This window comes from Thermoleptolyngbya sp. C42_A2020_037, from assembly GCF_015272455.1.
Lineage (GTDB): Bacteria > Cyanobacteriota > Cyanobacteriia > Elainellales > Elainellaceae > Thermoleptolyngbya.
On record NZ_JACYLP010000025.1, the window covers coordinates 76,143 to 100,315 of the forward strand.

A 24,173-nucleotide genomic window follows, 5' to 3' on the forward strand; every position below is an offset into this window, starting at 1 on the left:
CTTGCAGCCAGTGACATAGCTGGGCAGGCACAATTGGACGGGAGGAAGTCGTCAACAGGCGGGAACTTGGGCGATGGGAGACTGGAGGGCGATCGCCACACTCTCGAACACCGCAGTTCCCAGAGGCTCACCTAGAGCCTCCTCTGGAAGCTCACAGTTGCTGAAGCGTCAAAATCTCAGAGTTCTGTCCGCACTAGCCAGTTCTGCTTGGCTAGCTTGCGTCGCTGGAGTTTCTCAGCCGAATCAACTGGCGGCGCATTTGCGGCGAAGCGTTGACTTCGGGAACCTCTTGAGCCGACACTTCTACCTCGATGGGTTCTAGGTATTCATCCGCACCACAGGCAAAGGCATCCAGCAAGGTGTCGAGCAAGTGTTCTCGGTTGCCCAAGGCTCCTTTCTCCTCGATCAGGCGAAACTTGAGGTGAACCTCGCAGTCATAAACACCCACATCGGGATTAACGGGCTGATATCGAACAGAATTGGGTTCCATGTTTGAAAATCGCACTCCTGCGCCGAACAAAGGACCAGTAGAAACTTAGTGAACGCCAACGAAGACCCGGAGCGTAAACAGACCAAATATAAGTACGTCAAACACTTTGGCAAAGCCGTCAGCCATTGATTCGAGGGAGTTGCTGACTCGATGCGGATTTAAGTAGCGACTCAATCACTTCAGTCCAACGGACTATCTCCAGGATTCCCAAATTGTGGATTGAACTTGCGAACAAACAACTCAAGGTGAGTCAACAAAGTTGGATTGCTGGATGAGTTAAAGTTGCCAACTGAGTCGAAATCTGAGAGTCCCCTGGCAGTGCCCTGCGGTCTGCTATTTGCCACTATCAAACGCTATCAAAGCCCCGGATTTCTCGAAATCAAGTGCCTAGATGGCTCGTAATTTGAACATAGCATTCTTCTTTGGGAGACTGGAGTTAGTTTCTATGAAGTGTATGTGAGGACTTATTCTTGTCTTTATATGTCCTTCAAACGAACTTTTTTGACTTTCAACACGCAGTTGTTAAAGACACTTTTAAATCTGAGATGACACGGAATCTCCCGATTCAAGAGCGTGCTGTTTTTCTGTAGAGTTGCCCCAGGAATTTACGGAGTGAACAACTCACAAACTACACGGAGATTAGCAGACAATATCCTTCAACCGTCAGGTAAAAAATACGCTGAGGGCGATCGCCCGTCCGCAATATCAAGGGTTTCGGCGCTTCAAGCAGTTTGAATTGACTGTGAATTATGCATAATGGCTTTTCGTACTCCCGCATCATTAGAGACATATATGCTTATACCCATGCTTGTACGGAGTATCGATCCGAACTTCGGATTTCCCGCTGTCAGCGCTCTGAGCGGTAATTCATGACTGTACAGATAACGCACCAATCTTGTTCTACGTACTTACGTATAGAAGTTGGTGTCTCTGAATGAACTTGAAGCGGGGCCTCTGATTTTGTCCTCATTACAACCGCGCAATTCTCTACGCAAAACGTCCTATTCTAATCAGGCTTCTACCATCGGATTCTTCAGCACGCCGGAATTGCCACATGATCGCCCAGAGAAAGAAGGAATTCGCGAGTTCTCAGCAGAATTGAAAGCGAAATTAGAATGTATGAATTGTGCAACTGATTGCATTAAGAAATCTACTCGGTACAGGTTTTTGCTGGGTTTGTACGGGCATTTTTTAAGTGCTGGTGATATTTATCACAAATCGAATGGGCTATTGTCTGAACGCAGGAGAGTGGACAGGGCGATCGCCCGACTTATGCCCGACTGGGTTAAACCCCTGCACACGCTGGAGAATCGCTGTAGGATCGAGAGTGGAGCAACGCTGGGTTTGGAACTTTACGTTTGAAGCTTTCTACTGCCCGTTCGCCATTCCATCCCCTGCGCTGCAAATTCTTGTCGTGCAATCTCCGCTTGACGTAATCTGTTCAATCTTGCCGTGGATCTTCAGAGCTTGGTCGATTTTCAAGATGCGTTTGATGTCGTGGTTGTGGGTGCAGGCCATGCTGGCTGCGAGGCGGCGCTGGCGGCGGCCCGGCTCGGCTGTCGGACGCTGCTGCTCACGCTGAACCTGGACAAAATTGGCTGGCAACCCTGCAACCCAGCCGTGGGCGGCCCGGCCAAGTCGCAACTGACCCATGAAGTCGATGCCCTTGGCGGCGAAATTGGCAAAATGGCCGATCGAACCTATCTGCAAAAGCGCGTGCTAAATGTATCGCGCGGGCCGGCGGTGTGGGCGCTGCGAGCGCAGACCGATAAGCGGGAATACGCAGCCGTCATGCGCGGCATTGTAGAAAATCAGGAAAACCTGACCCTGCGCGAGGGCATGGTGACGGATTTGATCCTGGGCAAAAACGAGGAAGTTGTCGGCGTGCAAACCTACTTTGGCGTGGCCTTTGCCTGCAAAGCGGTGGTGCTGACGACGGGCACGTTTTTGGGCGGCATCATCTGGGTGGGGAACAAATCCATGCCAGCCGGACGGGCAGGCGAGTTTGCCGCCACAGGGCTGACCGACACGCTGAATCGCCTTGGCTTTGAAACCGGGCGGCTGAAAACCGGAACTCCGGCGCGAGTGGATCGGCGCTCAGTGGATTATTCTCGACTGGAGCCGCAGCCCGGTGATGACGATGTGCGCTGGTTCAGCTTCGACCCGGAGGTGTGGGTTGAGCGGGAGCAACTGTGCTGCTATCTGACGCGCACCACCGCAGAAACCCATCGACTCATTCGCGAAAATCTGCATCTGTCGCCCGTCTATGGCGGCTGGGTGGATGCGAAGGGGCCGCGCTATTGCCCCAGCATTGAAGACAAAATCGTGCGCTTTGCCGACAAGGAATCGCACCAGATTTTCATTGAACCCGAAGGGCGCGATATTCCTGAACTTTATATCCAGGGTTTTTCTACCGGGCTGCCAGAGGCGCTGCAAATCCAAATGTTGCGATCGCTCCCCGGTTTGGAAAACTGCGCCATGCTGCGTCCCGCCTATGCGGTGGAATACGACTATCTGCCTGCCACCCAGTGCTATCCCACGCTGATGACCAAAAAAGTCGAAGGGCTGTTTTGTGCGGGTCAGGTGAACGGCACGACCGGGTATGAGGAAGCCGCGGCCCAAGGACTGGTGGCAGGCATTAACGCAGCTCGATTCTGTCGCAGCGAAGCCATGCTGATCTTCCCGCGTGAGCAGAGCTACCTTGGTACGCTGATCGACGACCTGTGTACCAAAGATCTGCGGGAACCGTATCGGATGCTGACCTCGCGCTCGGAGTATCGGCTGGTGCTGCGATCGGACAATGCCGATCAGCGCCTCACACCCTTGGGCCGAGAAATTGGGCTGATCGACGATCGCCGCTGGGACTTGTTCACCCGCAAGCAGGCGCACATCACTGCCGAAAAAGAGCGGCTGCACGCTACCCGCATCAAGGAACACGACGATTTGGGCCAGCAAATCTATGCTGACACGCAGCAGGCCATCAAAGGCTCCATCACGCTGGCGGATCTATTGCGCCGACCCGGTTTCCACTATGGGAATTTGGAGCGCTACGGCTTGGGCAATCCCGACCTCAGTCGTGCCGAACGGGAGGGCGCAGAGATTGATATTAAGTATTCTGGCTATTTGCAGCGGCAGCAAAACCAGATCGACCAGATTGCTCGGCAGGCAAACCGGCCCCTGCCGCCGGATCTGGATTATCACAGCATCGACACGCTTTCCAAAGAATCTCGCGAAAAACTGTCGCAGGTGCGCCCGCTGACGATTGGGCAGGCGGCGCGGATTGGCGGCGTGAATCCGGCTGATGTGAACGCGCTGCTGCTGTATCTGGAACTGCGATCGCGCCGAGTGGAGGCGGTGGGAGGATGAGGAAAGAACGAAGAACGAAGAGCGAAGAGGGAAGAACGAAGAGGGAAGAACGAAGAGGGCTTGGCCCTGGCTTGCTGCCTTCTCCTCATTGGGTCATTCCAACACCCTGTCACGCAGCGTTCTTGTTAGTGTTTCACGGAATCTATGCAGGCTGTTAAGACCATTAAGTTTCTCAAGGAGCCGACTTCGGTCGCTTGGGTCGAGCAGGCGATCGCCCATCTCGACACCATCCTGCTCGACCATTCCCACTGCGAGCGCAAGGCGGCGGGCGTAGCGCTGAACCTGATGTTTCGCTATCCCTCTAGTGCCAAGCTGGTGCGGAGCCTGACGGCGATCGCCCAGGAAGAATTGGAGCATTTTGAACTGGTGAACCAGTGGCTTGATCGGCGCGGCGTGGCCCTGGCTCCCCTATCGGCTCCCCCCTACGGCGCGGGCCTATCCAGCCAAATTCGCCGCCAAGAGCCACACCGAATGCTAGATTCGCTGCTAGTGTCGGCGCTGATCGAGGCTCGCAGCCACGAGCGGCTGGGGCTATTGGCCCAACACTGCCCCGATGCAGAATTAGCGCAGTTTTATCGCGGGCTAATGGCTTCGGAGGCGCGGCACTATGGCGCGTATTGGACGCTGGCGGCAACCTATTTTGACCCAGACACCGTGAACCAACGGCTGGCAGAACTAGCAGAGGTCGAAAGTGCGCTACTAGCGACGCTGCATCCAGAGCCGCGAATCCACAGCTAGGGGAGTGCTGGGAAAATGGGGTGGTGGAATAGTGGGGAACGGCTGGAGACAGCGCGGCTGTGGCTGGAACCCGTGTCGCGGGATGACCGTTTGGCAGTGTTTCAGGAGTTTACTGCGGCGATCGCCACCTTTATGTATCCCAAGCCCCCCCAAGAGATTAGCGAAACCGACGAGTTTCTCAGCCATGCGGTCAAGCAAAATACCAGTGGTACAGATCTGCACCTCACCATCCGGCGACGAGAAACCGCAGAGTTTCTGGGACTGTGCGGCATGACTCAAATCCAAACCCCCACGCCAGAGTTGGGCATCTGGCTGAAGGAGGCGGCCCAAGGCCAGGGCTTTGGGAAAGAGGCGATCGCCCGCCTCAAAGCCTGGGCAGACGAGCATCTGGACTATGAATGTCTACGCTATCCCGTCGATCGGCGCAACCTCGCCAGTCGCAAGCTAGCCGAACACCTGGGCGGGCGCATCGTGGGCGAGTATACGCAGATGAACCTGAGCGGGCGAATGCTGGACGTGTTGGAATATCGGATCTATCCCTAGTGCAGTGTCATGGTTTAGTTTTAGGGTGATGCCTTGGCTCGTAGTGAGCGCTTCAGCGCTAAAGCGCTTACTACCAACCTAAGTTCTAGCTATGACATAGCACTAAAGCCGAGCTTGGATTTTACGTAGATAGGCGACTTTGGATTGCTCAGCCAACCCTCCTATAATCTGGGGCTAAGAACGAGATTACTGAAAGCTCCGCACATGCTCGACTGGCTATCCAAAGCGCAAATCCAAAATCGAGAGCGAATCCAAAATCAAGAACTGATACAAGACCCAAGAGAACAAAACGCCAGGGTTGGGGGGCAGATATGCCAAAATTGCAGTGACTCATTCAGAACTAGACCTCTGCCTTCAGCCCCAAAAGCACCCAGATGCGCGTCCTCTTTTTGCACAACAACTTTCCGGCGCAATACTTGCACCTGTCGCAACTCCTAGCCGCTGACCCCAATAACACGGTCGTCTTTGGCACCAAGCACACGGAAAACGTGCAGCTTGCCGGAGTCCACAAGGTCAACTTTGCCCCCTCGCGAGAGCCAACGCCCAATATCCACCATTACGTCCGCAATTACGAAAGCGCTGTTTTGCACGGACAAGCGGTGTATCGGTTGGCAGAGCAACTCAAAGCGTCAGGCTTTGTGCCGGATGTGGTCAGCGCCCATTCGGGCTGGGGCGTGGGCATGTTTATTAAAGATGCATTTCCCGATGCGGGCTATCTGGCCTATTGCGAATGGTTTGGGCAGGCGCATGGCAGCGATGCCGACTTTGACCCCGCCTTTCCTATGACCCCAGATGATGTGCTGCGGATTCGTGCGGGCAATGCGCCAATGCTGGTTGACCTCTATAGCTGCGATCGCGGCTTGGCTCCAACGCTCTGGCAGCGCGACCAGTTTCCGCCAGAATTTCACTCCAAAATTTCTGTCCTCCACGATGGCGTAGATACAGACTACTTCTTCCCCGACCCAGCGCAAAAAATGCTGCTCGTCAATGAACGAGGCGAGACGCTTCTAGATCTGTCCGAAGAGGAAGAGATCATCACCTACGTCTCTCGCGGTATGGATGCCTACCGGGGGTTCCCGCAGTTTATGCAGGCGTTGGGGCTGGTGCTAGAGCGCCGCCCAAAGGCTCATGTGGTGATTGTCGCCGCCGACCGCATTGCCTACGGCCCTGCCGCCCCCGAAGGCAATAGTTTTAAGGACTACATGCTAAAGCAAGTGCCACTGGATTTGTCGCGGGTGCATTTCGTCGGCAACTTACCTTACGGGCTGTATAAACTGGTGCTGCGGGCATCGTCGGTGCATGTTTATCTGACTCGCCCCTTTGTGCTGTCGTGGTCTTTTATGGAAGCAATGGCATCGGGCTGTCTGATCGTCGCGTCCGACACGCCGCCTGTCCGCGAAATGATGCAAGACGGGGTGAATGGGCTACTGGTCGATTTCTTTGCGATAGAACAAATTGGCGATCGCATTTGTGATGCACTCGAACACAGAAAAGACATGCAGCACATCCGAGACGCTGCACGTCAAACGATCGTCGAACGCTACTCTCAAAGTATCCTATTGCCCAAGCATGTGGAATTATTGCAAGAACTGGCCGCAACCTAAAACAGGCAAAGGGATGAGGGCAAGCACAGTTCTGAGGTACAACAATAAGTACAACAACAACAAGCACAACAAACAGTGCCATAAAAAGTGCCACAAAAAAAGCACCCCGGAGGGTGCCTTGGTTTCGCCACAGTTGCTAATCCAAACTTGCCAAACGGAAAAAGCCTAGCGCTACTTGACCCAAGCGCCGCGATACTTCAAACGCAGATCGATGGGCTGGTTGGGAACATTCCGAAACTGATGCTGGCGGACGGGGACACCCCGATACTTGCCAATGACCTCGCCTTCCCACCCTTCAACGGCGTTGTTGGCGGGTTCATAGGTCGCACCACGATAATGAAGTTGCATAGTGACCTCTCAAGACACTCAAAAAGAATTGCTGGTAATCGAATGACCCGATTTGACTAATTCGGTCACCGGAGGGTTGCAGATTAAACGTTGTAGCGCACTCTCCAACACACGGCTAGCGCTGTTTCAGAGCGGCAAATTAGTGCTGCAAATCAGGCATTGAATTAATTCTGTATTCATTGTTACCGTTTTTCGAGGTTCTGTCAATGCCGACCCACAGGATAGTCGTAAACCTTAACAATTCAAGCCATTCCTGTCTTGCGAATCCTACGAACAACCTGACATGAACGACCTGACATAACAGAATGGCGCGAATCGTTTTTGCGCCGTAGAGCCACGATCCGCGCCTGTTTAGAGCCTCTTTAAGGCACTAATCTACTTCACGCAGCAATTGCAGCCCTCACCCTAAATCCCTCTCCCAGAGCGGGAGAGGGACTTCAACCCCATATCTAGCTCTCCTTCTCCCCACTTGGGAGAAGGAGTTGGGGGATGAGGGCAGTAAGTTTGCTGTCTCAAGTCTGTCAGTGCCCTCTTTAAAGGGTAGGCTGCTTTAAAGGGAGGCTGCTTGAACCGGGCAGTGGCTCAAGTTGGCCGACGGCGGTTTGCTAGGGCCATCGCTGCGTAGTAGTAGAACGTAAACAGCACGCTAGAAAATAGCTGTCCGCCCCAGTGCCCATGCCAAAACTTGAAGGCGGCATCGCCCCAATAGACCGAGGCGATGGTCAGCAGCATGATGCGCGGTACGTTGAAGATGAGCGCCAGCACAGCGCCGATCGCCATCATGCCCAGCACCTTGGGCCAGGTCTGCTTTAGAAATAAGCCCATGATCAGCCCAGCAGCGGCCATTGTAGATGCCATGCTAAACCCGTTGCAGCCCCAATCGACCTCCACTGCGCCCTGGGGAAGTGCGACGATGCTGCCGTCGGCGATCGCCGGGTGCCCAATGACTCGCAGCGCTGTGGCCCCTGCCTGTGCCATGATGCGTTCCAAAAACTCTGGCGGCGTGAGCGCTGTCCAGACCAGTCGCGCCATTACGCCGGGTTTTGGGTAGGCTGTAAGCGCCAGCATTCCTACGGCAACTGGATAGCGCCAGAAGAAGCTGACTCCCCAGGTGCTACAGGCAATGCCCGCCAGAGCCAGCAGCCAGAGGATAGACTGTGGCCAAATGTCGAATCGACAAAAGGGAAACAGCAGGACGCTGCAACCAATCAGCAGGTGTCCGAGAAACTGATCCTCTTCAGAAGCGTACATTTGGGCAAGCTGATCGCGCCGCTTCCAGAGTTGCCGCAAGCCCAAAAACACCATGACCGAGAGGAGCGGCAAACCTGCTGACCCTTGCGCGGCGCGAGTCATCAAGCCCGGTAGCCACGCCGTCAGGTAGCATAGCCCGACCGTCAGCCCCGCCAGCACCAGCCGCCCGTGCCAGGTTTTCACTGCGTCTTTGAGCAGCGGCAAGATTGTATTGCGAATGCTGGACTGAATACGCTGGAGAATGATGGGGCGCTGCTTTTTACGACTTTTGGTTTGGCTCATGAAGTTTTATTCAGCAGCATTTAGCTTCGGCGCGATCGCATTCCGACTCGTCCCAGACCAATCAGCCCCAGCCCCACAATCACCAAATTGCCGACACTGGCGATGCTGGATTTGGTGATGCCCGTTTTGGCGTTTTGCTTGAGGGAGTCTGCCTGGGCCTGGACTTGGCGGGCGGCCTGCTCAAGCTGCTCTGGGGTGACGTTGGGCGGCAACTCCCGATTGCGGCTTTGCTCAATTTGGGTCTGAATTTCGGCAGCGCGAGTGCTGATGTTTTCCACGGTTGCCTGCTGCAAGACCAGTCCATCGCGGATGACCACCAAGCAGCAAATTTGAAAAAGTACACCAACGGCCAGCGCGATATAGGCCAGCGGCTTGCGCTGCGATCGCTCTTCCCAAAAGCCGTATAGCAGTAGGGCAATGCCAAACAAGAAGACAATGCTGCGATCGCCCAGTTGTTGCAATACGCCAATCCGCCACGCCTCGCCTGCCCCAAACGGCAGGGCGATCGCGCTCATATCTAGCAAAAAACCCGCTATGCAGGTAAACCCGACGATTCGGCAAAGTCCTTTTGCCACCTGCGGATTGGCCATCGACTGACCCGGCACGCTAACCATATGCACACCACCTAGCGTGAAATTGTGAGATTTTGAAACTGTGGAATGAATGATGTGAAGCTGCGGAATTGTGAAACTTTAAGGCTGAAAGCACGACAGTCGTGAATTCACAGCATGGCGATTGAAACGGAAGCGTTTCGACCGGGCGATCGCATTCCACTCCTTCTTTCATTGACAGAAAACGGTCGTCCGGGACAGAAAACAGTCGTCCGGGTAATGCCAGCACAACTTCTTCCGTACTTTGCACGGGCTTTATGAAGGCTTTACATACAGAGGAGAGAGGCTACGTAGCGCCCAGGCTACCAGGCGCAATACCAGACTGTTTAGAACAGATGGGCTGAAGCGTTTCGAGCCTGATCCCCCTCGCCCCTTTAACCAGGGGAGAATTCCGAAAAGCCCACTTTCAAAAGGGTTTGGGGAATCGAATGGGCGTAAACCGTGATAGGTTTCAGGGGCTTTGCTTACTTCACAATCGCCCCAAAGTCGGCCAGCACCCGCGCATGGTTTCGCAATAGCCCCAGCAGGTTAAGCCGATTTCGGCGCACGGCCGGGTCATCCGCCATCACCAGCACGCTGTCTTCGCCATCAAAAAAGCGGCTGACCACGGGCGCAGCTTTCGCCAGCGCATCGATTAGTTTTTGGTAATTGCGCTCGGCTTTGGCGGCTTGCGTTTCGGGCACCAGCTGAATCAGCGCGTCGTAAAATGCCTGCTCCGAAGACTTCTCGAACTGCTTCGGGTCAATCAGCGGCTTGGGATCAAGCGCAGCAGTGTCCAGATCGCCCTGCTTAGCCAGCCGCGCCGAGCGATTTACCGTTTCATAAATCGCGTCCAGGGTTTTGTTGTTGCGAATGGACTGGAGGAACAGGGCGCGATCGCGCACATCTAGCACATCCTGCAACGCGCGATCGCCGTATTCAGCGTCATTTTCGCCCACGACGGCGTTCACCAGATCGTAGTCAATGCCCTGGTCTTCCTGAAGCAGTGTGCGAATCCGCGTCAGGAAAAAGCCGCGGAGTTGATGATGCAGCGCGGCGGCATCCTTGACCGTGCCTGTGGGATAGTCGGCAATCACGTCCTGGAGCAGCCGATCCAGATTTAGCGGCAGGTTTGCGCCCCAGGCGATGTGGACAATGGCGTTGGCGGCGCGACGCAGGGCAAAGGGGTCGGAGGAGCCGCTGGGAATCATGCCCAGGCTGAAAATGCCCACTAGCGTATCGATCCGATCGGCCAAGCCCACCACCTGCCCCGTCTGGGTTTGCGGCAGCGAGTCGGATGCGCCCTTGGGCAGGTAATGTTCGGCGATCGCCACGGCTACGGCCTCCGGCTCCCCACTGGCGCGGGCATACTTTTCGCCCATCACGCCCTGGAGTTCTGGAAACTCGCCCACCATCTGCGTCACCAGATCCGCCTTGCACAGCAGCGCCGCCCGCAGGACATGATTTTTCGCCGTGCCCGCGATCTGGAGCTGGTCGCACAGCCGCTCGGCAATGCTAACGAGGCGATCGCCCTTGGCCCGCATGGAACCTAGCGCTTCTTGAAACGTGACGGTTTCCAGCTTGGGCAGATAGCTCTCTAGCGGCTGCTTGCGATCGCTCTCAAAGAAATAGCGCCCATCTGACAGCCGCGCCCGAATCACGCGCCCGTTGCCTTCGGCGATGATGTCTGACTTGGCGGGGTCGCCGTTGGAAATCGTGATGAAGTAGGGCAGGAGTTCCAGGGAGCTTTCGGACTTTCGCACCGGAAAATAGCGCTGGTGGCTCTCCATCTCCATTACCAGCACCTCGGCGGGCACCTCCAGAAACTCCGGGTCAAACTGACCGACGACGGCGGTGGGATATTCCACCAGATCCACCACTTCATCCAGCAGGCTGGGGTTAACGGCAGCAACCCCGCCGACCCGCTTGGCAGCAGCCACGGTTTGCTCTTGAATCACCTGACGACGCTCGTCCGGGTCTACTTCGATGAATGCCTTCCGCAGCGTGGTGACGTAGAGCGCGGCGCTGGGAATCTTGACGGGATCGGGGTGCAAGATGCGGTGTCCCTGCGAAAGGCGATCGCTCGTCACGGTTTCGCTGCCATTCACCAGCGTCAGCGGCAGCACGGCCTCATCCCACAGCGCCACCAGCCAGCGAATCGGGCGAGAAAACCGCTGCTCGCCGTCGCCCCAGCGCATAAACCGCTTGCCTTCTAGCTTAAAAATCCAGTCGGGCACGAGTTCCTTCAGCACGTCGGTTGTGGGGCGGCCAGGAACCGTCTGCTGCACGAAGACAAACTCGCCCTTGTCGGTTTTGCGAATTTCAAAATCTGCGACCGACACGCCGCGCGATCGCGCAAAGCCCTCTGCTGCTTTGGTCGGCTGCCCGTCCTTAAACGCCGCCTGCACCGACGGGCCCTTGGCCTCTTCGACCCGATCAGGCTGTCGCTCTGGCAAGCCCTCGATCACCACTGCCAAACGGCGCGGCGTGCCGTAGACATTCACCGCTGAGGGATTTAGAAAATGCTCACTGAGGCTGGCGGGAATTTTCGTCTGCCACTGGGCGATCGCGCTCGCCACAAACCCGGCGGGCAGTTCTTCCGTCCCCACTTCCAATAAAAACGTCGCCATAGATGCGATTCTCCAAACCCGGCGGCTCCGTGCGCCTTGCTAGTCCTAACGGTTCTCAACTTCAACAGTGTATCGCAGGGCCGGGGACGGAACGATCGATGCCTCATCGAGAGATGGGGGACGCGGGGGCAAGAAGGTCTGCAAGTTTATGCCCAGTCTGCCTCCGAGAAGCCGTGAATGGGGCGACTGAAGTCACCACTACAAGAAGTCACCACTACGAACGGTGAATAGGGCGACTGAAGTCACCACTACGAGCGGTCGAAGGAAATTGCTGGAGTCCTTACAGACGCATACTGGCAATCTACAGCGTTTTTGAAGCTAGTGAGGTACACGGATGGTCAATAAGCCCTTGCCTCGAGAGGGCAGCATGTGCCTCACGAGGCAAGAAAATGCTGTAAAATCAATCGCCAATCCAAAATCGCCAATCCAAAATAGCAGCAGCGGTTGATAATAGCGGCATGGACGACTCGACTCTCTCGACGCTGTATTGCCCGCTGGCGGCGACCGACCAGCTTTGCTACATTCATATTCCCAAAACGGCGGGGTCTACCCTGACGGCGATCGCCGATGCCCAGTTCGACGTGCGCCAGATTGCGCCGGGGCCGTATCAGTTGCCCGCGCTCGACCCGGCAGCTCAGGGGCGATCGCCCGCCGAGTTGCGGCAGTTGTTGACCCGCTATCGCTTTATCCGGGGGCACTTTAGCCACAATTTGATTCGGCAATTTCTAACGCGCCCGGTCTACATCACCGTGCTGCGCGACCCGGTGGATCGGGTGATCTCGCTGTATGAATTTTTTCGGCGGGCGGCTCAGCGCGGCACTGCGGAAACGCCGGAATACGAAGTGCTGATGCGGGCGGCGGCGGAACACGACCTGTTGGGCTTTGTGCTGCATCCCGACCCCATTGTGCAGCAGCGGACGAGCAATTTTCAGACGCGGCAGTTGGCGATTTTGGAGGGGGATGAGGCGGCGCTGTCGGCGGGCGATTCCCAAGGGGATTACTTGGCGAATTGCCTCCAGTCGGCCTGCGCCAGTGTCGATCGCTTTGCTTGGGTGGGGCTGATGGAACAGTTTCACGCCTCGGTGCAGTTGCTCAACTATCGCTTTGGTTGGTATCCGGCGGCGGAATATCAAAACCTGCGCGTGGTGACGCATCGGTCGCGGCGGGAAGGTCTGTCGCCAGGGGTGATCGAGGCGATCGCCCAGCACAACGCCCTCGACCAGGCGCTATATGACCACGCCAAAACCCGCTTTGCCGCGCAATATCAGCAAATGCTCAAGGCGCTGCACCAGCACGAAAACCTGCAAGATGCTAGCGACCCGACCGCCGTACAAACCGCGCTCCAGCAACACTACGCCCGCCACTATGCGGCGACGCATCCGCCAGAAACGTTCTCCGGACTCTCCCGCCAGCGGTTCGTTTACGACTTTCGACAGCCGCTCTCTGGCGAAGGCTGGCATCGGCGCAACGGTCGCTTTAACGGCATTTCGCCGCAGGAGACCACGCGCTGGTCTGGGCCGGGGCCGGTGTCGGTGCTGGACTTGCCGCTGGCGGGGCCGCTGACGGGCAAGGCCGATGTGCGACTGACGCTGGAAATCGAGCAGGCGATCGCCCCCGATGTTCTCGATAGCCTGGAACTGACGGTGAACCAGCAGTCGGTTTTGCTGCATGTTCAATCGCGCCAGGGCAATGGTGGCGTGCTGACGGGCACGATTCCGGCAATTCGCGAAGCGTTCGCGCAAGCGGTGCAGCGCACTTTCCCTTCGGGAATCGCCCTCCGCAGTTCCCATCCTTTTGTCCGCTTCACCTTCCGCCTCAGCCACACGCTGCCGCTGAATGCAAACAACCCCGCCTCGGCAGACGATCGGCTCGTCGGTTTTGCCCTGCGGCAGTTGACGCTGGAACCCATTCGCCGCTGGCGGATCTGGTAATAAGGTCTGAGGGGCAGGGTTCTGGGTGACGCTAAAAGCCTGCTAATCCCACTCTCCAGCGGGGTCGCCCTCCTCTTCAGCCATGACCTTGAGGCGGATGCGGCGGGAAGTGCCGCTGGCCGGGTCGCCCAGTTGCAGTTCCAAAATTTCGCCGGAGAGCGGAGTTAGATACGCCAGGAGCGATCGCAAGTTTGGGGTGCTGCTGCCGCTGTCGAGGTAGACCCGCTCCGACAGGCTGACGATGCGCCGCCAGGTGGTGTAAAGCTTGGCGATTGCCTGTTCGAGTTGGGCCGCCTGGTTTACGAGGTCGGCGGTGCTGTTCAGGCAGCCGATTCGCATCGCTTCTTCCAGAGCGCTCTCTAAATCTAGCCCGTCACGGTTAAGCGTCTGTACCTGGGTTGCCGCGTTGAGGTATTTCGCCAGAAAGCGGGCCTCGGCGGTGACCTGCTTCACGGTGTCGATGTCGGGATTCTCTGCTACTTCGTCCCGTAGGTGAACCTGGTGCGCTTCGGGGAGTTTCTCCATTTCGCGCACCAGCGGAGCCAGATAGCGCGTCGGCAGGGTGTGGTCGGCGGCTTTTTCCTTCACCTCGATGGGCAGCAGGTCGGAGGTGACAGCAGTCCACTCGTCCGCCAGTTGCCGCACCTCTCGCCGCGTGATGCGATCGCCCCGATGCGCGGCCTCGCTCACCATCTGCTGCACCTCCGGCGCGGCCTGGGCCGTTTCGATAAAGGCGCGTTTGCTGAACTGGCTCACGTCTTGCGGCTCCAGCAGCCCTTCTTGCAGCAGCAGGTCGGCGCTGTCGGCCAGTTCCATCAGGTTATAGGCATGGCTTTTGCTGATTTCTTGATCTGCCAGCCAGCGCAAGAAGCCAGCGCCGCCTGCGTTGCCAACGCGCTTTTCGCGATCGCGCACGGTCTTCAAGATGCGCCCGCGCCAGATGTCGGTCTGCAAATCGAAGCGATCGCACACCTGCCACGCCGCCTCGATCTGCTGCTGAAACTCGTAGTCAGAAATCTGCTCATCCTCTGGGTCGGGAAGCTGAAAGGTCAGATCAACCTCAGGGGTGGTGGACGTGAGGTCAGAAATATAGGGTGCGGCAACCATATCTAGCGTTTGGCGGGAGCAGTTTGGAGGGGCTGGATTATTATGGCAGGTTTCCAGCAACTTTTCAGAAGACCCGCCAAAAGCTTTGTCTAGCCCACGGCCGTCAGTGCGGCCAGCAGCGCCCTCAGCAGCGAGGCCATCAGCAGCGAAATACCGCCCACAATGGCAACAACGGCAATCGCGATGAGCGCCACTGTTTGGCGATCGGCTGCCTCACTCTGGGCGGGGTTGGCCAGGTGCGCCTCCAGCAGGGCCAGGTTGCGGGCGTTGCTTTTCCACACCGCATCAAAAAAATCGCCCATCCCTGGCAGCAGCCCCAAAATACTGTCTAGGGCGAGGTTTCCCACCATGCGGAACAGCGTTTCCGTGGGCAGGCGAAACCGCAGACACTCCAGTACCAGATAGGCTGACAAAAATAGCCCCACCACGTCGCCGCCCCCCGGAATCAGTCCCATGATCGGGTCTAGCCCGATGCGATAGCGCGTTCCGGGGATGGGAATCGCGTTATCCAGCAGATAGGCCAGGGTGCGAATGCGCTGGAGGGCGCTGGCATCGGCAAGGGCGCGAGAGTCTCGCTGGCGTGACATACAGAACTTGGTTTAAAGGCGCGATCGCCCCGGTAGGGTCTCTCTCAAACAAGCTGGGCGGGTATAGGCACCGGGGGCGATCGCTGGGAAGGACTAGCGTGGGGACTATTCTCGTGAGGACTCTTATGGCGAGGACTCTTATGGCGAGAACTCTGGTGACGATGACATAGCCGGGAAATGAGTCGTCTGGGGTGTAGAAGTCACTGTGTAGAAGTCACTGTGTAGAAGTCACCCTATTGTTCCTGAAGTCTATCTCTAAAGCACTGCGGTTGAGGCCCATGATCATGCATCCTATTCAAGCAATTTTCGGCAGTTTGGCGATCGCCACGATGCTCTCGGTGGGCTGCTCCTCTGTGCAGCCACAAGCCTCGGTTAGCCCAACGTCTGGGGTTGCCCCGTCGGCCCCGGTTCCCCAGGCTGAACCTCAGACCGATGCGAGAGATGGATCAAGGGGCACGTCTCCCAGTCCTGCACCCAACGAACCGCCTGCTCCTGTCGCCCAGGCCCTCGGCACCCCCCTGCCCATTGAGCAAATGGCGATCGCAGGCATTCCGCTCCAGGCTCCAGAGTCAGCCGTCCGACAGCGGTTTGGGGAACCCCTGAACCAGGTGGATGAAGACTGGGCCTGCTGCGGCATGGTGCGAATCTTGGGCTATGCTCCGGATACCACGATCAAGCTGCTAGAAAGCCTGGACGGCAGCACGTTTGAGGTTTTTTCTTTTAGAACGCGCAATCCCGACCTGGCAACGCGGGCCGGCATTCGCATCGGCGACTCGCACCAAACCCTGCTCCAGACCTATGGCCCGCCAGACGGCATCCGCGAAGAAGAGGGCTACACCCTGCTGTTCTATGGTGTACCCGATGAGTATGCGGCAGCGCTGTGGTTCAAGCTAGAGGGCGATTTGCAGAGCGATCCTTCCAGGAATCGCATTGTCGAAATCGGCTACGACGCTCAATTGACTTAGACGTAGGCAGTGCGAAAGGAGCATCAGTCGCATCCTAATCCCAAATCCCTGGCGGCGGAGAGGGGGAAAATCGAGAGCATGTTTACGCGAAAACCCCGTCGAAATTTGATACCTTAGTACTATAAAATCTCTCGCAACTGCCATGTAGAAACGGGTTTGGCGCTATCCACTTCTTGATCGACAGACTCCACATCTAGAGTTTCCGTTACAAGAATTGCGCTTCAAAATCCAGGGATGGTGTTAATCTGATGCTCAGCCCTGTTTGCGGTTTGAGTTATGTCCTTTGTCGGTCTGCATATTCACAGCGACTATAGCCTGCTAGACGGCGCGAGTCAGCTTGACCAGCTCATCGACCGGGCGATCGAGCTAGGAATGCCAGCGATCGCCATTACGGATCACGGCGTCATGTACGGCGCGATCGAGATCCTCAAGGTGTGCAAGAAGCGCGACAACGCCGTCAAGCCCATCATCGGCAACGAGATGTACGTGATCAACGGCGACATCACCAAGCAGGAGCGTCGCCCCCGCTATCACCAGGTCGTTCTTGCCAAAAACACGCAGGGCTACAAGAATCTCGTCAAGCTGACCACCATTTCTCACCTCCAGGGCGTGCAAGGCAAGGGCATTTTCTCGCGCCCTTGTGTCAACAAGGAACTGCTAGAGCAGTACAAAGACGGGCTGATCGTCACTAGCGCCTGTCTCGGCGGCGAAGTGCCCCAGGCGATTATGCAGGGCCGGCCGGATGTGGCGCGGCGCGTTGCCCAATGGTATAAGGACGTGTTTGGCGACGATTACTATCTGGAAATTCAAGACCACGGGCTGCAAGAAGAGCGCATCGTCAACCCCGAAATCGTCCGCATTGCCCGCGAGCTAGACATCAAGCTGGTCTGCACCAACGATTCGCACTATATCTCCTGCTACGACGTGGAAGCCCACGACGCGCTGCTCTGCATCCAAACGGGCAAATCCATCGTGGAAGAGAAGCGGCTGCGCTACACGGGCACGGAGTATTTGAAATCCGCCGATGAGATGCGGCTTTTGTTCCGCGATCACCTGCCGCCGGATGTGGTGGAAGAGGCGATCGCCACCACCCTCGAAGTGGCCGAAAAGGTCGAGGGCTACAAAATCCTGGGTGAACCGCGCATTCCCAACTACCCCGTGCCCGACGGCTACACGCCTGCCACTTACCTCGAAGAAACCTCCCGATCTGGGCTAGCCAAGCGCCTCCAGGTCGCCACCTACCGTGAAGTCCCCCCAGACTATCAGGAGCGACTGGAATACGAGCTGCAAATGATGCACCAGATGGGCTTCGACGGCTACTTTCTGGTGGTGTGGGACTACATCAAGTTTGCACGAGATCATGGCATTCCCGTGGGCCCAGGGCGCGGCTCGGCGGCGGGGTCGCTGGTGGCCTACTCCCTGGGCATCACCAATATCGATCCAGTGCATCACGGCTTGCTGTTCGAGCGGTTCCTGAACCCGGAGCGCAAGTCTATGCCCGATATCGACACAGACTTCTGCATCGAACGTCGGGGCGAGGTGATTCAGTACGTCACCGAAAAGTACGGCACCGACCGGGTGGCACAAATCATCACCTACAACCGCATGACCTCCAAAGCCGTGCTAAAAGACGTGGCGCGGGTGCTGGATATTCCCTACGGCGAGTCCGACAAGATGGCGAAGATGATTCCCGTCGTGCGCGGCAAGCCCACCAAGCTGAAGGTGATGATTTCCGACGAAACGCCCACGCCGGAATTCAAGGAGAAATACGATAGCGATGCCGTGGTTCCCGGCAGCGACCCGCCCGTCACCTACCGTCGCTGGATCGACATGGCCATGCGGATTGAGGGCACCAACAAATCAACCGGTGTTCATGCAGCAGGTGTGGTGATTTCGGCAGAACCGCTGGACGAAGTGGTGCCACTGGAACGCAGCAAGGAAGGCGGCGTGACGACGCAATACCCGATGGAAGACATCGAACTGCTGGGCCTGCTAAAGATGGACTTCCTGGGGCTAAAGAACCTGACGATGATCCAAAAGGCCGTTGATTTGATCGGCAAGACCCACGGCATTCAGATTGATCTGGACAATTTGCCGATGGACGATCCGGCGACTTATCAACTGCTGGCGCGGGGCGAACTGGAGGGCATCTTCCAACTGGAATCCTCTGGGATGCGGCAGATCGTGCGCGACCTAAAGCCGTCGGGCCTGGAGGATATTTCCTCGGTGCTGGCGCTGTATCGACCCGGACCGCTGGATGCAGGGCTGATTCCCAAGTTCATCAACCGCAAGCACGGCCGCGAACGGATCGAATACGAGCATGAGCTGCTCACCACTATCCTGAATGAAACCTACGGCATCATGGTCTACCAGGAGCAGATCATGAAAATTGCTCAGGACATGGGGGGCTATTCGCTGGGGCAAGCCGACCTGCTGCGGCGGGCGATGGGCAAAAAGAAGAAGGAGGAGATGGAGAAGCACCAGAGCATCTTCACCGAAGGCGCAGAGAAGAACGGCGTGCCCAAGAAGGTGGCGGCGGAACTGTTTGACCAGATGGTGAAGTTTGCCGAGTATTGCCTGAGCTACGACACTCAGATTCTGACCGTGGAGTATGGGGCGATCGCCATTGGTGAAGTCGTAGAACGCCAGCTTCCCTGCACTGTATTCAGCGTCGATGCGAATGGGTTTGTCTATACGCAGGCGATCGCCCAGTGGCACCAGCGCGGGCTGCAAGAGGTCTTTGAATACACCCTGGAAGACGGCTCCACCCTCCGCGCCACCCCCGATCACAAGTTCATGACAGAAGACGGCGAAATGCGCCCCATTGACGAAATTTTCGAGAAAAATCTGGCGCTAAAACGAGTTACCGTCCCTGTGCCTGCTGGTTCGAGAGTTTGAGCAATGATCTCCCCAAACCTTTACCCTGGTGAGTCCTGAAATGGTTAGCACTGCTCCCCAATTCTCAGTCCCGCGATCGGCGCTCTCTGGAGAGCGGCGCGTCACGATTCACCAGCTCAACTGGCAGGGCTATCAGCAGATTCAACAGGCCCTGGGAGAGCGGCGATCGCCCCGGCTGACCTACGACCACGGCACGTTAGAGCTAACTATGCCCCTGGAAGAACACGAGAGTTTTGCAGAGTGGATTGGGTTGTTCATCCGGATTTTGGTAGAAGAATTCGGCTTAAAAATTAAGTCCATTGGCTCAACAACGCTGGAGTATCCCAACCAAGCGCGCAGCGCCGAACCGGATAATGCTTACTACATTCAAAACCAGGGGCGGGTGACCGGACGACGGATTAATTTTGAGCAAGATCCCCCACCAGATTTAGTGGTAGAAGTCGATATCACGCACACCGATATTGATAAGAATCGCCTCTATGCCAGCATTGGTGTACCAGAGTTTTGGCGCTTTAACGGTCAAGTTTTGAAGATTTATCAACTCCAGGCACAAGTCTATGTAGAAGTAGAAAATAGTCCCACGTTTCCCACAGTGCCAAAAGAAAAACTCTATGACTTTTTGCAGCAGGCAAGTTGTGATGAAGTCGAAGCGAGTCGTGCCTTAAGAAGCTGGATACACCAGATGCGCGAGTCCTCTTAATATTCGAGATATTCGAGGGAATATAGCGTTTGAAACGCAGTTTGACAGAATTTGACTCAAGAATTTGACTCAAGAATTTGACTCACAAGATAGCAAGGGGCGATCGCTAAGATGGTTAGAATTATCAGCCGCAAATCATTAGGCACCCAATGGGTTTACGATATCGGCGTCGAACGCGATCACAATTTTGTGCTGCAAAATAGCCTGATCGCCTCCAATTGCTTCAACAAGTCGCACTCGACGGCCTATGGCTACGTCACGTTCCAGACGGCGTACCTAAAAGCCAATTACCCCGTGGAATACATGGCGGCGCTGCTGACGGCCAACAGCGACGACCAGGACAAAGTGCAGAAGTATATTTCCTCCTGCACGATGATGGGCATCACCGTGGAGCCGCCGGACATTAATCGATCAGGCGTGGACTTTACGCCGCTGGAGCGCAGCATTTTGTTTGGGCTGTCGGCAGTGCGAAACGTGGGCGCAGGGGCGATCGACAACATTTTGCAGGCGCGAGAGGCGGATGGGCCGTTCAAGTCGCTGGGCGATCTGTGTAGCCGCATCGACCCGCGCACGGTAAACCGTCGAGCGCTGGAGGCGCTGATCCAGTGTGGGGCGATGGACTGCATCGAGACGAATCGGCGGCAGTTGATGAATGATCTGGATTTGGTGCTGGAGTGGGCGCAGTCGCGGGCGAAGGATCGGGCAATTGGGCAAGGCAACCTATTCGATATGATGGGCAGCGTCAGCGAAGCGCCGGGGAGCTTTGAGGCGGCTCCCAAATCTCCGACCGTAGAAGACTTTCCGCAGCAGGAACGGCTCAAGCTTGAAAAAGAACTACTGGGCTTCTACGTATCGGATCACCCGCTGAAGAATATTCGAGAAGCGGCGCGAATTCTGGCTCCGATTAACCTGAGCAGCCTGGAAGAGCAGCCAGAAGGGACGAGCATTAGCGCGATCGCCATGCTGACGGGCGTGAAGCCTGTGGTGACGAAAAAGGGCGATCGCATGGCCATCATCCAGCTTGAAGATCTGACGGGGCACTCCGAAGCGGTCGTCTTTCCGCGCACCTATGAGCGCATTGGCAGCCTGATCGTGCAGGATGCGCGGCTGATGATCTGGGGCAAAGTAGACAAGCGCGACGAGCGCAGCCAACTGATTGTCGAGGATGCCGAACCTGTGGAAGACGTTCAGTTGGTGATGGTGGAACTAGACGCACAGATTGCAGGCGACATTGTGCAGCAAAACACCCTGCGCGAGGTCATTCTCAAAAACCGGGGCGACGAAGACCAGTGCAAAACGCCCGTCGTGGCGATCGTGGCCGGGGCCCATCGGCGCGAACTCGTGAGGCTGGGCAACCAGTTTCGCGTGCAGGATTATCAGGCCGCTGTAGCTGCGCTGAACCGAGCCGGATTCCGCGCCCGCTCAACAGTGTTGACCAGTGCTTCTTAAAACACGAACGCACTGGGTCAGAAGAAAACCTTTACCACTTGTCCCTGAATCTCTTGCCCCAGCCAGGGTGTGTTTGCCGAGCGAGATTGCAGCGTTTGGTGGGTGACTTTCCACAGCGGGCGCGGGTCGAAGAGCGTCAGGGGGGTAGGCGTGTCAGGGGCGCTTTGCAAATCGATCCCGACGGGAATCGCCCTCAACTCCTCTCCCAAACACCGCAGCGGATTCGTACTCAGCGCCCGCCACAGCGTCAGTGCGGGCAACTGTCCTGGCTCCACCAACTGCTGCCAGAGCAAGGGCAGCGCCAGTTCCAGCCCGATCGCCCCCGGTGGTGCTTCGGCAAAGGGGACGGTTTTTTCTTCGTAGGTGTAGGGGCTGTGGTCGATGGCGATCGCCTCGATTACCCCATCGCGCACTGCTTCGATCAGCGCCGCCTGATCGTCTGGCGTACCCAGCGGCGGCTCCAGGCGCAGGTTTGGGTCATAGCGACCGACGGCTTGCGTATTCAGCAGCAGGTGATGCCAGGGGGTGCTGGCGGTGATCGGCAGTCCGCTGGCCTTGGCCTGGGCAATTAGCGCCACGCTGCGAGCCGTGGAGACGCGCATCAGGTGGACGGGTGTGCCGATCTGGGCAACGCATTCCAGCAGGGCCGCCAGAGGCGCGGTTTCGGCGATCGCTGGCGCACCGGGCAGCCCAAACCGAATCGCGTCGGGGCCGTCGCGCATTACGCCGTTGCCCCGCAGGGTTTCGTCGCAGCACCAGAGGGCGATCGGTCGGTTCAGCGCCTGGGCATATTCGAGCGATCGCCGCAAGAGTCCCCACTGGCGGATGGGTCGCCCGTCGGCAAAGCCCGCAATGTCTGTGGTCGCCAGTTCGCCCAGTTCCGCCATCTGCTCACCTTTGGCATCGAGCGTCAGGGCGGCCCAGGGTTGCAAACGGGGCGGCCCGGCTGGGGCGTGCTGCCGTATCCACTCCACATCGGCAGGCGTGGCGATTGCCGGATCGGTGTCGGGCAGCAGCAGCACCCGCCCAAAGCCACCCGCCCGTGCCGCCCGGTGCAGTGAGTCCAGCGTTTCCCGCGATTCGTAGCCCGGTTCCCCAGAATGGCTGTAGAGATCCACCAGCGCCGGGCCCAGCACTAGCCCCGAAGCATCCGTCACCGCCACGTCAGCGCTGGGCGGCTCCACATCGTCGGCAATCGCCCGCACGCCGTCCGACTCGAGCCACACATCCACCACCCGATCCGTCTCTGCCATCGGATCGAGCAGCCTGACCTGGCGGAACAGTTCACTCGCCATAGCCCCTCTACAGCGCTCCAGCAGCCGTCTTGTCTAGCACGCCGCTGCCCAGGTGGGTGGTAATGTTGAGCGATTGCAGCATGGGCCGCCCTGTTGGGCCGTGGGGATAGTCGATTACCGTGACTGCGCCGTTGCCCTGCTTGAATACCCAGAACTTTTCTGGACCCCAGCCCATCAGACCGCTAAGGATGGCTTTGTTGACCGCATCGTGGGCAACGACGAGGATGGTAATGGGGCGATTGCTCGGTGCGCTGGCGACGATTTCATTCCAGGCGGCGATCGCCCGCTCCCATACCTGTTGCAAATTCTCCCCAGCGGGCATCTGAACTGTTTCGGGTGTCACCTTCCAGGCGGCCAGTTCATCGGCATAGGCTTCCTGAATTTCCTCCTCCAGCTTGCCTTCCCACAGACCGTGGCTGATTTCCTTGAGGCGATCGTCCGTCTCCAGGGCAACATCGGGGTGAAATTGCAGAATCAGTTCCGCCGTTTCCTTGGGGCGCAGCATGGGGCTGGTGATGGCGCGATCGATGGGGATGTCTTTTAGGAAAAAGGCGGCTTTTTCGCCCTGGACGCGCCCATTTTCATTCAGCGGCACGTCGATTTGCCCCTGAAAGCGCTTTTCGCGGTTCCAATCGGTTTCGCCGTGGCGCACCAGCAGCATTCGCGGGCCGCGATGGTTGCCGCGCACGTCCGGCAGGGGCTTGCCCAGGTGATCGACCAGATTCAACGATTCCAACTGCACGGGTTCGCCAAAGCCGCCCGCAAAATTCAGCACGCTGATGGCGCAGTTGGCTTGATTCAGCGCATGATAGTCCGCTGGCCCCAGACCGACCGCCGTGCCAATTAGCGCCCGGTTGATGCCGCTGTGGGCAACGAGCAAAATCGTTTCGCCTGCGTGCTGCGGCAGTGTGTCGCGCCAAAACTGCGCTGCCTGACGGTACAAGTCCACCACCGGGAAAAATTCCTGCTCCCCTTCTGGTGTTAGAAGCCGCATCTTCAGCTTTTCTGGTTCCTGTTGCCAGTGGCGATAGGACTCTGGAAATCGCTCCTTCACCTCGTCAAAGGGCAGCCCTTCCCACTCCACCATGTTGATTTCCTTGAGGTTGTCCCGCAGTTGCAGGGCGGGCGGATTGTCTAGCTGGGTCGTGAGAATTTCGGCCGTTTCCCGCGCCCGCTGGAGCGGACTGGCGTAGATCGCGGCAAAGGGCAGCCCGCGCAGCGCCAGCCCCGTTAGCCGGGCCGCCTCCCGCCCTTCGTCGGTCAGTGTAGACTCGTCAAAATGTCCCTGGATGCGGCGCAGGGTGTTGTAGGTGCTGATGCCGTGGCGCACCAGGATGACGCGAGTAGCCAGGGCTGTGTCCTCCGTGTATGAAAGGGGTGTACAGGGTGCAGAGGGTTG

18 protein-coding genes are annotated in these 24,173 nt (G+C 57.3%); 9 read left to right on the forward strand and 9 right to left on the reverse strand.

Features of this window, described 5'->3' with window-relative positions:
- Positions 1–211: 211 nt before the first annotated feature.
- A complete protein-coding gene (locus tag IGS16_RS07575; protein ID WP_068511929.1) occupies positions 212–490 on the reverse strand; it encodes an Npun_R1517 family heterocyst differentiation transcriptional regulator in 279 nt (92 codons plus the stop codon).
- A 1,452-nt stretch (positions 491–1,942) separates the two neighbouring features.
- Between IGS16_RS07575 and mnmG the strand changes: the two genes are divergently transcribed.
- From mnmG to IGS16_RS07595, 4 genes are all read left to right on the forward strand, one after another.
- Entirely contained in the window at positions 1,943–3,856 is a 1,914-nt protein-coding gene (mnmG, locus tag IGS16_RS07580; RefSeq protein WP_297084704.1) for a tRNA uridine-5-carboxymethylaminomethyl(34) synthesis enzyme MnmG, read from the forward strand.
- A gap of 144 nt (positions 3,857–4,000) precedes the next feature.
- Complete coding sequence (locus IGS16_RS07585) at positions 4,001–4,594, forward strand: tRNA isopentenyl-2-thiomethyl-A-37 hydroxylase MiaE (RefSeq protein WP_297084705.1); 594 nt, start codon at positions 4,001–4,003, stop codon at positions 4,592–4,594.
- A gap of 15 nt (positions 4,595–4,609) precedes the next feature.
- Positions 4,610–5,137, forward strand: a complete 528-nt coding sequence (locus tag IGS16_RS07590; RefSeq protein WP_297084707.1) for a GNAT family N-acetyltransferase — start codon at positions 4,610–4,612, stop codon at positions 5,135–5,137.
- Positions 5,138–5,511: 374 nt separating this feature from the next.
- A complete protein-coding gene (locus IGS16_RS07595; protein WP_297084709.1) occupies positions 5,512–6,741 on the forward strand; it encodes a glycosyltransferase in 1,230 nt (409 codons plus the stop codon).
- 171 nt (positions 6,742–6,912) lie between these two features.
- Here the strand turns inward: IGS16_RS07595 and IGS16_RS07600 are convergent, their stop codons facing one another.
- The 4 genes from IGS16_RS07600 to glyS form a co-directional block, all read right to left on the reverse strand.
- Positions 6,913–7,089: a DUF4278 domain-containing protein gene (locus IGS16_RS07600; RefSeq protein ID WP_084782687.1), complete on the reverse strand. Its 177-nt coding sequence runs from the start codon at positions 7,087–7,089 to the stop codon at positions 6,913–6,915.
- Between the two features lie 582 nt (positions 7,090–7,671).
- Positions 7,672–8,622, reverse strand: coding sequence for a cyanoexosortase C (gene crtC / locus IGS16_RS07605; protein ID WP_297084711.1), 951 nt, complete (start codon positions 8,620–8,622; stop codon positions 7,672–7,674).
- A 20-nt stretch (positions 8,623–8,642) separates the two neighbouring features.
- Positions 8,643–9,236: an HpsJ family protein gene (locus IGS16_RS07610; RefSeq protein ID WP_297084713.1), complete on the reverse strand. Its 594-nt coding sequence runs from the start codon at positions 9,234–9,236 to the stop codon at positions 8,643–8,645.
- 461 nt (positions 9,237–9,697) lie between these two features.
- On the reverse strand, positions 9,698–11,842 hold the full coding sequence (glyS, locus tag IGS16_RS07615; RefSeq protein ID WP_297084715.1) for a glycine--tRNA ligase subunit beta: 2,145 nt from the start codon (positions 11,840–11,842) through the stop codon (positions 9,698–9,700).
- A gap of 458 nt (positions 11,843–12,300) precedes the next feature.
- On the opposite strand from glyS, the gene IGS16_RS07620 reads away from it, so the two are divergent.
- The gene (locus IGS16_RS07620; RefSeq protein ID WP_297084717.1) at positions 12,301–13,773 is read left to right on the forward strand and encodes a sulfotransferase family 2 domain-containing protein; all 1,473 of its coding nucleotides are present in this window, start codon (positions 12,301–12,303) and stop codon (positions 13,771–13,773) included.
- 42 nt (positions 13,774–13,815) lie between these two features.
- Here IGS16_RS07620 and IGS16_RS07625 read toward each other — a convergent pair whose 3' ends face one another.
- Positions 13,816–14,880 carry a hypothetical protein gene (locus IGS16_RS07625; protein ID WP_297084719.1) on the reverse strand — a complete coding sequence of 355 codons (1,065 nt, stop codon included), beginning with the start codon at positions 14,878–14,880 and terminating at the stop codon, positions 13,816–13,818.
- Positions 14,881–14,969: 89 nt separating this feature from the next.
- The gene (locus IGS16_RS07630) at positions 14,970–15,467 is read right to left on the reverse strand and encodes a DUF4112 domain-containing protein (protein WP_297084721.1); all 498 of its coding nucleotides are present in this window, start codon (positions 15,465–15,467) and stop codon (positions 14,970–14,972) included.
- Between the two features lie 284 nt (positions 15,468–15,751).
- On the opposite strand from IGS16_RS07630, the gene IGS16_RS07635 reads away from it, so the two are divergent.
- The 4 genes from IGS16_RS07635 (at position 15,752) to IGS16_RS07650 (ending at position 21,479) form a co-directional block, all read left to right on the forward strand.
- The gene (locus IGS16_RS07635) at positions 15,752–16,432 is read left to right on the forward strand and encodes a hypothetical protein (protein ID WP_297084723.1); all 681 of its coding nucleotides are present in this window, start codon (positions 15,752–15,754) and stop codon (positions 16,430–16,432) included.
- A 276-nt stretch (positions 16,433–16,708) separates the two neighbouring features.
- Positions 16,709–19,330 (forward strand): DNA polymerase III subunit alpha, encoded by a 2,622-nt coding sequence (locus IGS16_RS07640; protein ID WP_297084725.1) that lies wholly within the window; start codon positions 16,709–16,711, stop codon positions 19,328–19,330.
- A gap of 40 nt (positions 19,331–19,370) precedes the next feature.
- Positions 19,371–20,030, forward strand: a complete 660-nt coding sequence (locus tag IGS16_RS07645) for a Uma2 family endonuclease (RefSeq protein ID WP_068511968.1) — start codon at positions 19,371–19,373, stop codon at positions 20,028–20,030.
- 111 nt (positions 20,031–20,141) lie between these two features.
- A complete protein-coding gene (locus IGS16_RS07650; RefSeq protein ID WP_297084728.1) occupies positions 20,142–21,479 on the forward strand; it encodes an OB-fold nucleic acid binding domain-containing protein in 1,338 nt (445 codons plus the stop codon).
- 17 nt (positions 21,480–21,496) lie between these two features.
- Here the strand turns inward: IGS16_RS07650 and IGS16_RS07655 are convergent, their stop codons facing one another.
- Together IGS16_RS07655 and IGS16_RS07660 are read right to left on the reverse strand one after the other, a co-directional pair.
- The gene (locus tag IGS16_RS07655) at positions 21,497–22,774 is read right to left on the reverse strand and encodes a dihydroorotase (RefSeq protein WP_297084729.1); all 1,278 of its coding nucleotides are present in this window, start codon (positions 22,772–22,774) and stop codon (positions 21,497–21,499) included.
- A gap of 7 nt (positions 22,775–22,781) precedes the next feature.
- Positions 22,782–24,104 carry a histidine phosphatase family protein gene (locus IGS16_RS07660; RefSeq protein ID WP_297084731.1) on the reverse strand — a complete coding sequence of 441 codons (1,323 nt, stop codon included), beginning with the start codon at positions 24,102–24,104 and terminating at the stop codon, positions 22,782–22,784.
- Between the last annotated feature and the right edge of the window lie 69 nt (positions 24,105–24,173).

Coding starts and splice junctions, on each gene's coding strand:
- IGS16_RS07635 (WP_297084723.1), top strand. CDS start 15,752: ATGCATCCTATTCAAGCAATTTTCGGCAGTTTGGCGATCGCCACGATG.
- IGS16_RS07585 (WP_297084705.1), top strand. CDS start 4,001: ATGCAGGCTGTTAAGACCATTAAGTTTCTCAAGGAGCCGACTTCGGTC.
- IGS16_RS07595 (WP_297084709.1), top strand. CDS start 5,512: ATGCGCGTCCTCTTTTTGCACAACAACTTTCCGGCGCAATACTTGCAC.
- IGS16_RS07620 (WP_297084717.1), top strand. CDS start 12,301: ATGGACGACTCGACTCTCTCGACGCTGTATTGCCCGCTGGCGGCGACC.
- IGS16_RS07590 (WP_297084707.1), top strand. CDS start 4,610: ATGGGGTGGTGGAATAGTGGGGAACGGCTGGAGACAGCGCGGCTGTGG.
- IGS16_RS07600 (WP_084782687.1), bottom strand. CDS start 7,089: ATGCAACTTCATTATCGTGGTGCGACCTATGAACCCGCCAACAACGCC.
- IGS16_RS07655 (WP_297084729.1), bottom strand. CDS start 22,774: ATGGCGAGTGAACTGTTCCGCCAGGTCAGGCTGCTCGATCCGATGGCA.
- IGS16_RS07625 (WP_297084719.1), bottom strand. CDS start 14,880: ATGGTTGCCGCACCCTATATTTCTGACCTCACGTCCACCACCCCTGAG.
- IGS16_RS07575 (WP_068511929.1), bottom strand. CDS start 490: ATGGAACCCAATTCTGTTCGATATCAGCCCGTTAATCCCGATGTGGGT.
- IGS16_RS07650 (WP_297084728.1), top strand. CDS start 20,142: ATGGTTAGAATTATCAGCCGCAAATCATTAGGCACCCAATGGGTTTAC.
- IGS16_RS07640 (WP_297084725.1), top strand. CDS start 16,709: ATGTCCTTTGTCGGTCTGCATATTCACAGCGACTATAGCCTGCTAGAC.
- IGS16_RS07610 (WP_297084713.1), bottom strand. CDS start 9,236: ATGGTTAGCGTGCCGGGTCAGTCGATGGCCAATCCGCAGGTGGCAAAA.
- glyS (WP_297084715.1), bottom strand. CDS start 11,842: ATGGCGACGTTTTTATTGGAAGTGGGGACGGAAGAACTGCCCGCCGGG.
- IGS16_RS07645 (WP_068511968.1), top strand. CDS start 19,371: ATGGTTAGCACTGCTCCCCAATTCTCAGTCCCGCGATCGGCGCTCTCT.
- crtC (WP_297084711.1), bottom strand. CDS start 8,622: ATGAGCCAAACCAAAAGTCGTAAAAAGCAGCGCCCCATCATTCTCCAG.
- IGS16_RS07630 (WP_297084721.1), bottom strand. CDS start 15,467: ATGTCACGCCAGCGAGACTCTCGCGCCCTTGCCGATGCCAGCGCCCTC.